We start from the raw sequence: 18,117 nt of genomic DNA on the forward strand, positions 1-18,117 counted from the left end.
GCTGGCGGCGACGACACGACCGCGGGCGGCGATGACACGACTGCTGGCGGCGACGACACGACTGCCGGCGGCGACGACACGACTGCAGGCGGCGACGATACGACCGCTGGCGGGGACGACACGACCGCGGGTGGCGATGACACGACTGCTGGCGGCGACGATACGACTGCCGGCGGCGACGATACGACCGCTGGCGGCGACGATACGACCGCTGGCGGGGACGACACTACGGCTGGCGGGGACGACACGACCGGTGGCAGTGACGGCGGTTTCGACGAAGGCGATTTCACGGTCACCGGCGGCGAAGGTAGCGATACGGTCACAGGCGGTAGCGGTGACGATGACGTGATCGTCGGCGATTCTGGCGATGACTCCGTTGCGGCGAACGGCAACGACGTGCTCGACGGCGGTGCTGGCAACGACATGATCTTCGGCGGCCTCGGCAACGATTCTATCGATGGCGAGACCGGAAACGACACGCTGGTCGGCGGCGACGGCGACGATTCCATGATCGGCGGCGAGGGCGACGACTTGGCGCTTGGCGACGCAGGCAACGACACCATGCTCGGCGGCGCGGGCAGCGATACGCTGGTTGGCAGTGCCGGCGACGACAGGGTCGAGGGCGGAGAAGGCCGGGATCTGCTGTTCGGCAGCGCGGGCGAAGACTATGTCGACGGCGGCGACGGCGACGACACGGTGCTCGGCGGCGCTGGCAACGACGAAGTGCGCGGCGGCGCAGGCTCAGACCTGCTTTATGGCGGCGACGGCTCGGATACCTTCGCGGGTACAGCGGACGAGCTGAATGGCGAGACCATCGCCGATTACAACCAGGATGCGGGCGACGTCATCCGGATCGACGGCGCGATCGTCGGCCCCGACGATTTCACCTTCGAAACCGTCGACGGCCGGACCACGGTTTCCGTCGACACCGACGGCGACGGCAACGCCAATACGACCTTCACTGTGCTCGGCGACTACAACACCGTCACCACGACCGAGGTCAACGGCGACACCAAGCTGTTCTTCGGCAACAGCACCGTTTCCGGCGGCGGCGGCAATGACACGGTTTCCGGCGGTGGCGGCAACGACACGGTTTCCGGTGGCGACGGCAATGACACGGTTTCCGGTGGCGACGGCAATGACACGGTCTCCGGCGGTGGCGGCAACGACACGGTCTCCGGCGGTGGCGGCAACGACACGGTCTCCGGCGGTGGCGGCAACGACACGGTCTCCGGCGGCGATGGCAATGACACGGTTTCCGGTGGCGAGGGTAACGATACCGTCGGCGGCGCGACGCCGTATGACGACAGCCTCACCGGAACGGACGGCGACGACACGATTACGGGCCTGGCGGGCGATGACACCATCGACGGCGGCGACGGCAACGACCTCGTCGACGGCATGGAGGGTAACGATACGGTCACCGGCGGCGCGGGCGACGACACCGTGCTCGGCGGCGAGGGTGACGACACGCTCGGCGGCGGTCTCGGCAATGACAGCCTCGACGGCGGCACTGGCGATGATACGCTCACCGCTGGCGAAGGCGACGATACGCTCGTCGGCGGTGCCGGAAACGACCGTCTCGAGGGCGGCACTGGAAACGACAGCCTCTCCGGCGACGGCGACAGCACCGAAGCCACCGATCCGGTGGTCGAGACCGGCCGCATCGACGCCAGCAACTTCTCCTCCACCGACAGCGGCTTCCGCATCACCGCGACGCGTTCGCTTCCGGATGGCAGCCGCAGCGAGCCGAGCGTCGACAATGTGACGACGAGCTCCGACGGTCTCGGTGTCGAGGGCAATACCGGCGGTCCGGGCGGTCAGCTCGGCTACGATCCGGGTCTCGGCTTCTCCGAGGAGCTGATCGTCGAGTTCGACAACATGGCGACCGGCGCGAGCGTCGAGATCACCCGCCTGTTCCAGAACGAGGGTAGCGGCGGCGAGCAGGGTCACTGGACGGCCTGGCGCGACGGCCAGATGGTCGGCGAATCCGACTTCCAGGCCGGTAGCGGCAGCTCGGTCACGCTGTCGATCGATGTCGACGGCGGCTTCGACAAGCTGGTCTTTACCGCCACCGACTATGCGAACGGCCCGAGCGGCAGCAGCGACTCGAGCGACTATCTGGTCAAGAGCATCGAGTTCACCACCGAGAGCGAGGTCTCCCTCGGCGCCGACACGATCCTGGCCGAGGACGGCGACGACACCGTCGAGGCCGGCTACGGCGCCGACAGCGTCGACGGCGGATCCGGAAACGATCTGATCGACGGCGGTTCCGGCGACGACACGCTGCTCGGCGGCGATGGCGACGACACCATGACGGGCGGCGACGGCAACGACCTCGTCGACGGTGGCGCGGGCAACGACACGCTGACCGGCGCGGACGGCGACGATACCGTCATTGGCGGTTCCGGCGACGATACGCTCGGCGGCGGCAGCGGCGAAGACAGCCTCGATGGCGGCGACGGCAACGACGTCCTGACGGCCGGCGACGGCACCGACACCCTTGTCGGCGGCAGCGGCGACGACCTGCTGGAAGGCGGCGCGGGCGCGGACGAACTGACGGGCGGCGACGGCGCGGACAGCTTCGTCGGCGATCTTTCCGACCTGAACGGCGACAGCATCGCGGACTACGATGCGGCCGAGGGCGATCTCGTGATCGCGAATGCCGAATTCGGCGACGACGCGGTCAGCCTCTCCCATGCGAACGGCCAGACAATGGTGACCGTCGACGCAGGCGGCGAGAGCGCGACCTTCACGGTCAACGGCGAATACAACTCCGTCACCACGACGACGGAGAACGGCGCCACCTCGATCAGCTTCTCGCCGGACGTCACCGCGACTCCGGGTCCGGACAGCCTGACCGGCACGGACGGCGACGACACCATCACCGGCCTTGCCGGCGATGACACCATCGACGGCGGCGACGGCAATGATCTCGTCGACGGCATGGAAGGTAACGACACCGTCACCGGAGGTGCGGGCGACGACACCGTGCTCGGCGGCGACGGCGAGGACACGCTCGGTGGCGGCCTCGGCAATGACAGCCTCGACGGCGGCGCGGACAACGACACACTGACGGCCGGTGCGGGCGATGACACGCTGGTCGGCGGTAGCGGCAATGATTACGCCGATGGCGGAGAAGGGGACGACGTCCTTTACGGCGGCGATGGAAACGACTGGCTTGAAGGCGGTGCCGGCAACGACACCGTGATCGGTGGCGAAGGTGATGACGGCAACATCGCTGGCGGAGACGGGGATGACTTCGTCGATGGCGGCGATGGCGACGACGGACTGGGTGGCGGCGAAGGTAATGACACGCTGATCGGTGGCAGCGGCAACGATCACATGATCGGCGATAAAGGCAACGACAGTCTCGAAGGAGGCGCAGGAAACGACGCGATCTTCGGGATGGATGGCGACGACTTCGTCAATGGTGGCGACGGGGACGACATGTTCCTCGACGGCGGCGCTGGTTCGGACACCCTGGCTGGCGGCGCCGGAGCCGACAACTTCACCAGCACTCTGCTCAGCGAGCTGAACGGCGACACCATTACGGACTACGATCCTGAAGAAGGCGACCTCGTCGTCCTCTACAACGAATTCAATGAAGACGCTGTTTCCCTCTCTTACGAAGATGGCGAGACCACCGTCACGATCTCGACGGATGGCGAGGAAGCGACTTTCACGCTAGTCGGCGAATTCCACTCGGTCACGACATCTACGGCGGACGGCCGCACCTCCATCAGCTTCTCGCCGGACGTCACCGCGACGCCGGGCGACGACAGCCTGGTTGGCACCAGTGGCGACGACACCATCACCGGCCTGGCGGGCAACGACACCATAGATGGCGGCGACGGAAACGACCTCGTCGACGGCATGGAAGGCAACGATACGGTCACCGGTGGTGCGGGCGACGACACCGTGCTCGGCGGCGACGGCGAGGACACGCTCGGCGGCGGCGACGGCAATGACAGCCTCGATGGCGGCACAGGAAACGACACCCTCACAGCCGGTGCGGGCGATGACACGCTGGTCGGCGGTAGCGGCAATGATGTCCTGGAAGGCGGCACCGACAACGACCGGCTTTCAGGCGGCGACGGCAGCGACAGCCTCTCGGGCGACGGCGGCAACGACACGCTTTCCGGCGGCGCGGGCAACGATATTCTGGAAGGCGGTGCCGGAGCGGATACGCTTGAGGGCGGTGCGGGCGCAGACAACTTTGTCGGTGATCTCTCAGACCTGAATGGCGACCTGATTTCCGACTATGACGCCGACGAAGGCGATCTGGTGATCGCCAATGCCGAATTCGGCGACGATGCGGTCAGCCTCGACTACGCGAACGGACAGACCAGCGTCACGATCGACGCGGGCGGCGAGCAGGCGACCTTCACGGTCACCGGCGAATATCACTCGGTCACCACGACGACGGAAAACGGCGCGACTTCGATCAGCTTCTCGCCGGACGTCACCGCGACGCCGGGCGACGACAGCCTGGTCGGCACCAGTGGCGACGACACCATCACCGGTCTGGCCGGTAACGACACCATCGACGGCGGCGACGGCAACGATCTGCTCGACGGCATGGACGGCGACGACACGGTCACCGGCGGCAATGGCGACGACACCGTGCTCGGCGGAGCCGGCAATGACACGCTCGGCGGCGGCCTTGGCGATGACAGCCTCGACGGCGGCAGCGGTGACGACATCCTGACCGCGGGCCAGGGCAACGACACGCTCGATGGCGGCGACGGCGACGATCTGGTCGACGGCGGGCTCGGCGACGATACGGTCACCGGCGGCGCGGGTGACGACACCGTGCTCGGCGGCGAGGGTAACGACACGCTCGGCGGCGGCGACGGAAACGACATCCTCTCCGGCCATACCGGTAATGACATCCTGACTGCGGGTGCGGGCCAGGACACGCTTGCAGGCGGTGACGGAAACGACGTCCTCGAGGGCGGCGACGGCAATGACAGCCTCGACGGCCATACCGGCGATGACTCGCTCTCCGGCGACGCGGGCGACGACACGCTCTCCGCCGGCGACGGCAACGATGTGCTGGACGGCGGCAGCGGCGACGACAGCCTCGACGGCCATACCGGCAACGACGCCATGGATGGCGGCGACGGCGACGACACGCTGGTCGCGGGCGACGGCGATGACACGCTGCTCGGCGGTTCGGGTATCGACGCGCTCGACGGCGGCACCGGCAATGACGCGCTCGCGGGCGGCGACGGCGACGACGATCTCGTCGGCGGCAACGGCGCGGACACGCTGGACGGCGGTGCCGGCAGCGACACGCTCGAAGGCGGCGAAGGCACGGACAGGCTGATCGGCGGTGCCGACGCGGACGAGCTTTCCGGCGGCATCGGCGACGACGTGCTCTCCGGCGGCGACGACAATGACGTGCTCGAAGGCGGCCAGGGCAGCGACGAACTGGCCGGCGGCGCCGGCGCGGACAGCTTCGTCGGCAGCCTCACGGACCTGAACGGCGACAGCATCACCGACTACGACCCGGAAGAGGGCGACCTGGTCATCGCCAACGCCGAGTTCGACGAGAGCGCGGTTTCGCTGACCTACGAGAACGGCGAAACCACGGTCCGGATCGACGCCAACAACGATGGCAGCACCGACGCCACTTTCACCCTGACCGGCGAATTCCACTCGGTCACCGCGGTGACGGACGGCGGCAGCACCTCCCTCTCCTTCTCACCGGACATCACCGCCTCCGAAGGCGATGACAGCCTGACCGGCACCGAGGGCGACGACACCATCACCGGCCTCGGCGGCGATGACACGATCGACGGCGGCGACGGCAACGACCTGGTCGATGGCGGGGACGGCAACGACACCGTCACCGGCGGCGCGGGCGACGACACCGTGCTGGGCGGCGCCGGCGAAGACACGCTCGGCGGCGGCACCGGCAATGACAACCTCGACGGCGGCACCGGAAACGACACGCTGACCGCGGGCGCCGGCGAGGACACGCTCGACGGCGGCGCCGGAAACGACGTGCTCGAAGGCGGCGACGGCGACGATGTGCTGTCCGGCAATGACGGCAACGACAAGCTTTCCGGCGATGCGGGCGACGACCGTCTCGATGGCGGCGCGGGCAACGACACGCTGGTCGGCGGCGCCGGCTCCGACACGCTTGCGGGCGGAGACGGCCGCGACAACCTGAACGGCGGCGAGGACGGCGACCTCTATCAATGGAACGCCGACTCCGGCAGCGCCATCCGCCACTACCAGACCGGAGATCCAGAGAACCCGACCCTTGTCGGCGACGCGGAGAGCTTCCAGCCGACCGATCCGGGCCACGCCCAGTACGACAATTACTTCGATGACGGCGTGAACGGCATCGATACCCTCACCGGTACCGACGGCAACGACAATATCGCCCTTGATTTCGGCGGCGAGCGGCTCGGCGGCATCGAGGTGATCGACGGCGGCGCCGGCGACGACGTGCTCGATCTCGCCAGCAACCGCTACGACTATCAGGACGCCACCCTGATCGGCGGCGACGGCAACGACGTGCTCTGGGGCAACCAGGGCGACGACTCCCTCGACGGCGGCGCCGACAACGACTGGCTCGCGGGCAATTCCGGAAACGACAGGCTCGATGGCGGAGACGGCGACGACCGGCTCGACGGCAACAGCGGCGACGACAGCCTCGAAGGCGGCGCCGGCGCGGACACGCTGAACGGCGGCACCGGCACGGACACGCTGGTCGGCGGCGAGGGCCAGGATCTCTTCCGCGGCACCGCGGCGGAGCTCGACGGCGACACGATCGAGGATTACCAGGGCGGCGAAGTAGTCCGCGTGACCGATGCCAGCCTCGATGCGGACGACATCACCCTGACCGTCGCGAACGGCCGGACGACCGTCGAGATCGACGGCGGCGGCGCGGACGCCAGCTTCACCATCGACGGCGAATATCGCGGCGTGATCGCAACAGGGAACGGCGGCGGAACAGACCTCGTCTTCACCGAGGAAGTCCAGGGCCGGGTCATCATCGGCACCCCGCATTCCGACGACATCACCGGTACCGAGGGCGACGATACCGTCTCGGCGCTGCAGAATGACGACACGGTCCATGGCGGCGAAGGCGACGACGTCGTCTACGGCAACCAGGGCAATGACCGGATCTATGGCGAGGACGGCGACGACACGCTTTCCGGCGAGGAAGGTTACGACCGTCTCTCCGGCGGCGAAGGCAACGACCTGCTGGATGGCGGCGAAGGCGCCGACGTGCTGGATGGCGGCACCGGCGACGACACGCTCAGCGGCGATACCGGCAACGATTATCTCTCCGGCGGCGAAGGCAACGACCTGATCGACGGCGGCCACGGAAACGACCAGATTTCCGGCGGCGACGGCGAGGACACGATCGACGGCGGCCAGAACCACGACCGGATCTTCGGTGGCGACGGCAACGATCTCATCGACGGCGGCGAGGGCCACGACCAGGTCGGCGGCGGCGAGGGCGACGACACGATCGATGGCGGCGAAGGCCACGACGCGCTGAGCGGTGAGGCCGGCAACGACGTCCTCGACGGCGGCGACGGCAACGACACCGTCTTCGGAAACGACGGCGACGACGCGGTTTCCGGCGGCAACGGCAAAGACCAGCTCTTCGGCGGCGACGGCGACGACACGATCGACGGCGGCGATGACCGCGATACGCTCTCGGGCGGTGCCGGCAACGACGTGATCGATGGCGGCGACGGCGACGACAAGGTCTTCGCCGACGATGGCGACGACACTGTCGTGGCGGGCGAAGGCGCGGATTACGTCATCGCCGGCAAGGGCGACGACGATGTCGATGGCGGCGCGGGCAACGACTATATCCGCGGCAATGACGGCAATGACGCGCTGTCCGGCGGCGATGGCGACGACAGCGTTTCCGGCGACGACGGCGACGACACGCTCGATGGCGGTGCCGGCAACGACACGCTGACCGGCGGCGACGGCAACGACATCGTCTATGGCGGCGACGGCCGCGACAGCCTCGGCGGCGGACGCGGCGACGACACGCTGGATGGCGGCGCGGGCAACGATATCCTGACCGCGGGCAGCGGCAACGACCTGCTCCGTGGCGGCGACGGTAACGACTGGATCGAAGGCGAATCCGGCAGCGACACCCTTGAGGGCGGCGCGGGCGCGGACACCTTCTTCGGCACGCTCTCCGAACTCGATGGCGACACGCTCGCCGACTACAATGCCGAAGATGGCGACCTGGTGATCGCGAACTGCCGGTTCGATGAGGACGATGTCACGCTGACGGTCGAGAACGGGAACACCACGGTCTCGATCGACACCAACGGCAACGGCCGTCCGGAAGCGGTCTTCACCATGACCGGTGCCTTCACCGCGGTGGAAACCTCCTACGCCTACGGCAAGACCACGATGAGCTTCACGGCCGCGGAGCCGGCAGAGCTCTCCGCGACCGAGGGCGACGACAGCCTGAGCGGCAGCATGCTCGACGACACGATCGACGGGCTCGGCGGCGACGACACGATCGACGGCGGCCACGGCAACGACCTGCTGTCCGGCGGCGCGGGCAACGACACCGTAACCGGCGCGGCGGGCGACGACACCGTGCTCGGCAACGAGGGCGACGACACGCTCGGCGGCGGAACCGGCAACGATCTGCTCGATGGCGGCGAAGGCAACGACACGCTGACCGCCGGTGCCGGCGAGGACACGCTGAGCGGCGGCCTCGGCAGCGACCGTCTCGAAGGCGGCGACGGCAATGACGTGCTTTATGGTGACGGCGCGACCGCGTCCGCCGGCGAGCCCGAGACCATTCGCATCGACAGCTCCAACTTCGGCGAGACCGGCAGCGGCTTTACTGTGACGGCAACCCGCGCGCTCGAAAACGGCAGCCAGAGCGAGGCCAGCGTCGACAATATCGTCATCGAACGCGACGCGCTCGGCGTCGAGGGCACGATGACCCCGGGCGGCATCCCGGACCAGCTCGGCTACGACCCCGCCCTCGGCTTCTCCGAGGAACTGATCGTCGATTTCGACAACATCGCAAACGGTGCGTCTGTCGAGATCCTCCGCCTCTTCTCCACCGAAGGAAATGGCGGAGAGCAGGGCCACTGGGCGGCGTATCGCGACGGACAGCTCGTCGGCGAGGCGGACTTCACCGCGGCAAGCGGCGACGAGACCACCGTCTCGATCAACGTGGACGGCGGCTTCGACAGGCTGGTCTTCTCCGCGACCGACTATGCGGGCGGCGACGACGGCAACGCGCAGGACAGCAGCGACTACCTGATCCGGAGCATTCAGGTCACCACCGACCCGAGCGCCTCGGCGGCCGCCGACGATACCCTGATCGGCGGCGACGGCGACGACGTGGCGTACGGCCAGCAGGGTAACGACGTCATCGACGGCGGCGCCGGGAACGACAGCCTCGAAGGCGGCGACGGCAACGACACCCTGATCGGCGGCGACGCGAATACGGCCGAGGAGCTCGGCCCGGAGCTGATCGTCAACGGTGATTTCGAGGACCTGCCGGGCACTCTCCAGCATGGCAGCTGGGGCACCTTCACCGCGATCGACGGCTGGACCGCCGAGGACCTCACCCCGACCACGGGCGGCACCGCACCGATCGAGATCCAGCAGGGCGTGGTCGATGGCGCGCCGGAGCAACCGGACGACTGGGCGGACGACAACCATGTCGCCGAGCTCGACAGCCATCCGGAGAACGGCGGCACGTCCGGCGACACCAATGTGCTGATGGCGCAGACCGTCCAGGTGGCCGACGACGGCGATTTCCGCTTCAGCTTCGATTTCGCGGCCCGCCAGCGCGGCGGCCAGGTCTCCGAGACCAGCGAGCTGACGGTCTGGGTCGACGGTCAGAAGGTTCTGGAAATCGACGACGCGGCCAAGGAATGGACGCATCAGACGCTGACCGTCAGCCTGACGGCGGGCGCCCATGTCATCGCCTTCAGCGGCGGCGACGCGGACGGCACCTCCGACCAGTACGGCGCGCTGATCGACAATGTCTCGCTGCGCCAGATCGTGGCGGCCGAGCCGAACGACACCCTCGTCGGCGGTGACGGCGATGACGTGCTCTCCGGCGGCACCGGCGCGGATGTGCTCAGCGGCGGCAGCGGCAGCGATATCTTCCGTGGCACGGCGGCGGAGCTGGAAGGCGACCGGATCGAGGACTATTCGGACGGCGACTCCATCGTTCTGACCGGGATCGAACTCGGCGACGGCGATGTCAGCCTGATGGCGGACGGTGCGAACACCCGCGTCTGGCTCGACACCGACAAGGACGGCGTCCCCGATACCTCCTTCCTGCTGACCGGTTCGTTCGAGAGCGTCACGGTGTCCGGCAACGGCGATACCACCCTCACCTTCTCCGCCGAAGCGGTCGAGGAGGAGCCCGAGGACGACGCGATCACCGGCACCGCGGGCGACGATCTGCTGACGGCGACGGAAGGCGACGACGTGCTCGACGGCCTCGCCGGCAACGACACGATCGACGGGCTCGGCGGCAACGACGTGATCTATGGCGGCGACGGCAACGATCGCCTCACCGGCGGCGACGGCGCGGACAGCCTCTATGGCGGCAACGGCATCGACAGCCTCTATGCCGATGGCGACGATGCGGTGATCGACGGTGGCGCCGGCTTCGACCGCGCCTTCATTGACATCCGCGAAGCGCGCAGCGGCGCCGACTTCCAGAATGTCGAACAGATCGAGCTGACCTCCAACGCGGGCTGGGAGTCCGGCCACAAGCTGCTGGCCGCGACCGATCTCGACGGCGACGGCGACGACGACATGCTCTGGCACAACGCCTCCACCGGCCGCGTCATGGCCTGGGAGATGGAAGGCTCGGTCAGCGTCGAGCGCAGCTTCATCGGCAATCTCGACGGCAACTGGACGGTCGAGGCGATCGAGGACTTCAACGGTGACGGCACGAAGGATCTGCTGATCCGCAACGGCGCCAACGATGCGGTCTCCGTCTGGGAGATGGACGGGATTTCTCAGCCGTCGAAGGGCTTCTCGGGCTTCCTCGGCAACGATTGGGAAATCCTCAGCACCGGCGATTTCGACGGCAACGGCAAGACGGACTTCATCGCCCGCAACAGCGCGAACGATGCGGCTTCCGTCTGGCGCATGGACGGCGCGACGCCGGTCGAGAAGAGCTTCGCCGGCACGATCGGCGCCGACGAGACGCTGGAAGCGGTGGCGGACTTCAACGGCGACGGCAAGGACGACCTTCTGCTGCGCAACGGTTCCGACAATTCCGTTTCGGTATGGGAAATGAACGGCGGCACCGCGTCCGCGAAGAACTTCGCCGGCACTCTCGGCGCCGACTGGAAGGTCGAGCGTGTCTCCGATCTGAACGGCGACGGCACCGACGACCTGTTCCTGCGCAACGGCACGGACGGCACCGTCTCGGTCTGGGAGATGAACGGCGGCGTCGCCTCGAACAAGGGCTATGTCGGATCGCTCAGCTCGAGCTGGTCGATCGAGGGCTTCGCCGACTTCAACGGCGACGGCAAGGACGACATGCTGGCCCGCAACGGCTCCACCGGCGCGGTCACGGTCTGGGAGATGGACGGCGCGACCCGCCTGAACGCAGGCTATGCCGGCGACCTCTCCGCCGACTGGACGATCCGTGGCATGGCCGACTTCAACGGCGACGGCAAGGCGGACATCCTGGCTGAGAACACCTCGAGCGGCGCGGTCTCGGTCTGGGAGATGGACGGGGCGCAGGCGATCTCGAAGACCTACGTGAAGAACCTCGGCGCGGGCGAGTCGATCACCGCGATCACCGACGTCAACGGCGACGGCCAGGCCGACATCCAGGTGACCAATGCCAACACCAACGGCATTGCTTTCTGGGAAATGGATGAAGGCGAGTTGAAGCGCTCGGTCTATGGCGGCCACTACTACGTGGACACCCAGTTCATCTAGAATTCAGGGCGGCGGGGCCCGAAAGCCCCGCCCAAACCTCAGACAGCCTACCCCGCCACGTGCATGTCCGGATCCCGGACCGCCTCGAAGCTCGGGCGCGCCGATACCTCTGCGTAGTAGCGCGCGATGTTCGGCGTCAGCACATCCGTACCGCGCAGCAGAGCCCAGCGATGCACCCGGATCGTCATCGGGATGTCGCCGTAGCTCCAGGAATCGTCGGCGATATGCCGGGTGCGTCCGAGTTGCTCCTCGACGATGCGCCAGGCTTTCTCCAGCTTTTCCAGCGACTGGCGGGCAACCTCCGGATCGCGCTCCGCCTCGGGCAGACGGATCGTGTGCTTCACCAGATTGTGCATCGGCGGAATCAGCTCGTTGTTCTCCCACATGATCCAGCGCGCCGCCGACGCGAAGCGCCTTACGTCGTTGCCGTAGAAACCGGCAGGGTCGTAGGTCATGGCGAGGTATTGCAGGATCGCGTTCGATTCCCAGAGCACGAAGCCGCCGTCCCGGATGGTCGGCACGGTCCCGTTCGGATTCATCGCGCGGTAGTCCGCCGTATCGACCACACCGAAGGCCTTGTTGCCCTTGGCGACATGCCCGGCGGCCCCCATGGTCGCGCTGGCCAGGGTCAGGTTGTAAGACAGCTTTAGTTCCGCCAGTGCAAGCAGGACCTTCTGCGTCCGTGCCGATGTCGGCCTGCCCCAGAGTTCGATCGTCATTCTGTTTCCCCCAAACGCGAAATATCCTCGAGCCGTCACGGTACGCCCGGCGCCCGCTTGACGCCGGAAATGCCCGCGAACCGTAAGCTTTGCGAGCCTCTTCCGCGACACTGTTGCATACCGGTCACGAGGACGGAACGACCGGCCGCGGGCGCCGGTCCAAATGTCCGGTGAGGTTCTTTAATGGGTTAACCCACGGCAAAAAAATAACTAAATTTTAGAGGTTACGGTCTATCAACCGTACAGGCGCACCATGCAATAGGATGAAATTAGATAAACTTTTATTGAAATTATCTGCATATTGCGCCTATATGGCGGTCTGTATGGTTGGTCTTAATCCCGTCCGGAGAAACCGGCCGGCCTGAATGCCACGCTCCGGAGCGAAGAATGGCAAGAAAGTGGAACCGAGGTCATGACGACGACGACGATCGCGACGACGACGAGTCGGAGGATCAGGGCGGCATGATGTCGGGTACCGATGGCCGGGACACCATTACCGGATCCGACGGAGACGATACGATCTCCGGGCTCGGCAACCGCGATTCACTTTACGGGCGCGACGGCAACGACCAGCTCTTCGGCGGCGACGGTAACGACTATCTCGACGGCGGCGACGGCAATGACCTTCTTGTCGGCGGCGCGGACCGGGACACGCTCAGCGGCGGCGACGGAAACGACACGCTCTATGGCGGCGAGGACCGGAACAGCCTCTTCGGCGACAATGGCGACGACTATCTCTATGGCGGCGAGGACGACGATACCCTCTCGGGCGGCGACGGCAACGACACGCTGATCGGGAACGGCGGCGACGACTACCTGCGCGACGACAGCGGCGCCAATCTCTTTTCCGGCGGCGCGGGCGAGGACTCCATCACCGGCGGACAGGGCGACGACACGATCTATGGCGGCGCCGACAATGACAGGATCGCCGGCGGGGCCGGCAACGACCGGATCGACGGCGGCTCGGGCGACGACACGCTCTCCGGCGACTACAACAACGACACCGTTCTCGGCGGCGACGGCAACGACCTGATCCGCGGCAGAGGCGGTCATGACAGCCTTGACGGCGGGGCCGGCGACGACACCATCTCCGGCGATTACGGCAACGACCAGCTCACCGGCGGCGCGGGCGACGACCGGATCTACGGTCGCGGCGGCAACGACACGATCGATGCCGGCGCCGGGAACGATCTGGTCTCCGGCGATTACGGCAACGATTCGATCGACGGCGGAGACGGAGACGACACCATCTCCGGGCGCGGCGGCAACGACACCATCCATGCCGGCGCCGGCAACGATCTCGTCTCCGGCGACTCCGGGACCGATTACATCGACGCAGGCGACGGCGACGACACCGTCTCCGGGCGCGGCGGCAGCGACACCATCCTGGGCGGCGCCGGCAACGACTATGTGCGCGGCGATTACGGCAGCGAATCCCTCGTCGGCGGCAGCGGCGACGACACCATCTCCGGCGGCGGCGGGAACGACGTCATCGAGGGCGGCGACGGGAACGACAGCCTCAGCGGCAGCTACGGCAAGGACACGATCCTCGGCGGCGACGGCGACGATGTGCTCGACGGCGGCGGCGAAGCCGATGTGATCTCCGGCGGTGCGGGCGACGACACCATCTTCGTGAGCGAAGGCAGCGACACCATCGACGGCGGCGCCGGAAACGACCTGATCGCCGGCCGCGCCTCTCATTTCCAGGGCGACCATCTGCAGGGTCTCGAGAGCGGCGACACGCTGCTGCTGACCGACCAGACCCTCGATGCCGAGGATGTCTCGCTGCAGATCTATAACGGCACCACCTACGTCGTCATCGACAAGAACGGCAACGGCTGGCCGGACTACTATTTCTCCATCGACGGCGACTTCGAGTCCGTCAATGTCGCCGTTGGCGAGAACGGCACCAGCCTGACCTTCGTCACCGGCCCTGTCACCGGCACGAGCGGCGACGACAGCATCGACGGCACCGACGACGCGGACACGATCTCCGCGCTTGCCGGAAACGACACCGTTTCCGCCGGCGACGGCGACGACATCGTCGAGGGCGGTGCCGGGACCGATCTGCTCGACGGCGCCGCGGGAAGCGACACCCTGTCCGGCGGAGACGATGCCGACACTCTGGACGGCGGCGCGGGCAACGACCTGCTCGACGGCGGCGACGGCGACGACGTGCTCTCCGGGAACGACGGCAGCGACACGCTGTCCGGCGGAGCCGGCAACGATGCGCTCTATGCCGGCGACAGCGGCGTGGTCGATGGTGGCGACGGAGACGACACGCTCTATGTCGACACCCGCTCCGATCTCGACGGCCTGACGATTTCAAACGTTGAAGACATCGTCATCGCCGACGAGCAGCCGACCGAAGGCGACGACCTGATCTCCGGCTTCACCGACGGCGACACCATCTCCGCCCTCGGCGGAAACGACACGGTCTCCGGCCTCTCCGGCGACGACCTGCTCGACGGCGGCGCAGGCAACGACCTTCTCGATGGCGGCAGCGGCAACGACACGCTTGTTGGCGAGAGCGGCGCGGATACGCTCGACGGCGGCGACGGCGACGACATCCTCTCCGGCGGCGAGGGCAACGACGCCATTTCGACCGGCGAAGGTGCGAATGCGGTCGATGCCGGCGACGGCGACGACACCGTAACCGGCGGGACCGGCAACGACACGATCTCCGGCGGCACGGGCGACGACCGGCTGACCGGCGCCGGCGGCAGCGACAGCATCGGGGGCGGAGACGGCGACGACCGTCTCGTCGGCGGCAGCGGAAACGATACGCTGCAGGCCGGATCCGGGAACGACACCGTGCTCGGACAGGGCGGCGCGGACAATATCGACGGCGGCGCGGGTGCGGACAGCCTGGTTGGCGGCGCGGGCAACGACACGATCTCCGGCGGCGCGGACGGCGACACTCTGAAGGGGGGCGGCGGCCAGGATCTGATCGACGGCGGCGAAGGGGACGATTCAATCGTCGCCGGCGGCGGAGCCGACACCGTTTACGGCGGCGCGGGCGACGACACGATCGAGAACAGCGGCGGCGCCGATCTGCTGGAGGGCGGCGCGGGCAACGACCAGATCACCGGCGGCGGTGCTTCCGACACCCTGTCCGGCGGCGGCGACGCGGACATCCTGGACGGCGGCGCGGGCAACGACCTGCTCGATGGCGGCGACGGCGACGACGTTCTCCACGGCACGGATGGCACGGATACGCTTTCCGGCGGCGCGGGCAACGACGCGATCTATGCCGGCGACAGCGGCGTCGTGGATGGCGGCGCGGGCGACGACACGCTCTATGTCGACACGCGCTCGGACCTCGACGGTCTCAGCATTTCCAACGTCGAAGACATTGTCATCGCCGACGAACAGGCGACCGAGGGCGACGATGCGATCGCCGGGTTCGAAGACGCCGACACACTGACGGGCCTCGGCGGTAATGACACGCTGGACGGCCTCGCGGGCGACGATGTGCTCGATGGTGGCGCAGGGAATGACCAGATCACGGGCGGTGCCGGGAACGATACCCTGACGGGCGGAGATGGCGCAGACACCCTCTCCGGCGGCGAAGGCAGCGATACCCTGTCCGGCGGCGCCGACGCCGATATCCTGGATGGCGGCGCGGGCAACGATCTGCTCGACGGCGGTGACGGCGACGACGTTCTCTATGCTGAGGACGGCAGCGACACAGTTTCCGCGGGCTCCGGCGACGATGCGATCTATGCCGGATCCGACGGTGTGGTCGACGGCGGCGAAGGCAACGACACCCTTTACGTCGATACGCGCAGCGACCTCGACGGGCTGACCGTCTCCAATGTCGAAGAGATCGTCATCGCGGACGAACAGGCAACCGACGGCAACGACGCCATCAGCGGCTTCGCGGGCAGCGACACCCTCTCCGGCCTCGGCGGCGACGACACGCTGGACGGGCTCGCGGGCGACGACGTGCTCGATGGCGGCGCCGGGAACGACCAGATCTCGGGCGGCGAGGGCAATGACGCGCTGACCGGCGGCACGGGTGCCGACACCCTCTCCGGCGGTGCGGACAGCGATACCCTGTCAGGCGGCGAAGATGCCGATATCCTGGATGGAGGCGAAGGCAACGATCTGCTCGAAGGTGGCGACGGCGACGACGCTCTCTACGGCACGGACGGCATGGACACGCTTTCCGGCGGCGCGGGCGACGACGCGCTCTACGCAGGTGACAGCGGCGTCATCGACGGTGGTGAAGGTAACGACACGCTTTATGTCGATACGCGCAGCGACCTCGACGGCCTGACGGTCTCCAATGTCGAAGACATCGTCATCGCCGACGAACAGGCGACCGAAGGTGACGACGCGATCTCCGGCTTTGCGGGTAGCGACACCCTCACCGGCCTCGGCGGTAACGACACGCTGGACGGTCTCGATGGCGACGACGTGCTCGACGGCGGTGCCGGCAACGATCAGATCACCGGCGGCGCGGGCAACGACGCGCTGAGCGGCGGAACGGGCGCCGATACTCTTTCAGGTGGAACTGGCAGCGACACTTTGTCCGGCGGCGCTGGCGAAGACGTGCTTGAAGGAGGCGAAGGCTCGGACGCTCTCTATGGCGGGTCCGATGCGGACACGCTGAGTGGCGGCTCCGGTGCCGACATCCTCGACGGCGGCGAAGGAGACGACGTTCTCCACGGCACGGACGGCATGGACACGCTTTCCGGCGGAGCCGGCGACGACGCGATCTATGCCGGCGCCAGCGGCGTGGTCGATGGTGGCGACGGTGACGACACGCTCTATGTCGATACCCGGTCCGACCTCGACGGCCTCACCATCTCCAACGTCGAAGACATCGTCATTGCTGACGAACAGCCGACCGAGGGCGACGACGCGATCTCCGGCTTCGCGGACAGCGACACCCTCTCCGGCCTTGGCGGTGACGACACGGTCTCCGGCCTCTCCGGCGACGACCTGCTCGACGGCGGCGCAGGCAACGACCTTCTCGATGGCGGCAGCGGCAACGACACGCTTGTTGGCGGGAGCGGCGCGGATACGCTCGACGGCGGAGAAGGCGACGACGCGCTGACCGGCGGAACTGGTGAAGACACCCTCTCCGGCGGTGCAGGCAGCGATACTCTCTCCGGTGGCGAAGATGCAGACACTTTGGATGGCGGTGCCGGAAATGATCTCCTCGATGGCGGCGACGGCGACGACACGATCTATGCCGAAGATGGCACCGACACGGTTTCTGCCGGCGCGGGCGACGACGCGATCTATGCCGGCGACAGCGGCGTCGTGGATGGCGGCGCGGGCGACGACACGCTCTATGTCGATACCCGCTCCGACCTGGACGGCCTTTCGATCAGCAATGTCGAAGACATCGTCATCGCCGATGAACAGGCGACCGAAGGTGACGACGCGATCTCCGGGTTCGAAGACGCCGACACATTAACGGGCCTCCCTGGCGACGACACGCTGG

At 67.5% G+C, this 18,117-nt stretch carries 2 protein-coding genes and 1 pseudogene; 2 read left to right on the plus strand and 1 reads right to left on the minus strand.

Going from position 1 to position 18,117, the window contains the following annotated elements; all coding sequences use genetic code 11:
- A pseudogene (locus JJ959_RS20290) lies at positions 1-11,940 on the plus strand (hypothetical protein); the annotation flags it as partial.
- A gap of 47 nt (positions 11,941-11,987) precedes the next feature.
- Here JJ959_RS20290 and JJ959_RS20295 read toward each other — a convergent pair.
- Positions 11,988-12,659: a glutathione S-transferase family protein gene (locus JJ959_RS20295; protein WP_292888006.1), complete on the minus strand. Its 672-nt coding sequence runs from the start codon at positions 12,657-12,659 to the stop codon at positions 11,988-11,990.
- Positions 12,660-13,046: 387 nt separating this feature from the next.
- Between JJ959_RS20295 and JJ959_RS20300 the strand changes: the two genes are divergently transcribed.
- Positions 13,047-18,117, plus strand: a 5,071-nt coding sequence (locus JJ959_RS20300; RefSeq protein WP_292888009.1) for a calcium-binding protein, incomplete at its 3' end; no start/stop codon positions are given.

This window comes from Nisaea sp., from assembly GCF_017640745.1.
Taxonomy (GTDB): domain Bacteria; phylum Pseudomonadota; class Alphaproteobacteria; order Thalassobaculales; family Thalassobaculaceae; genus Nisaea.

Coding starts and splice junctions, on each gene's coding strand:
- JJ959_RS20295 (WP_292888006.1), bottom strand. CDS start 12,659: ATGACGATCGAACTCTGGGGCAGGCCGACATCGGCACGGACGCAGAAG.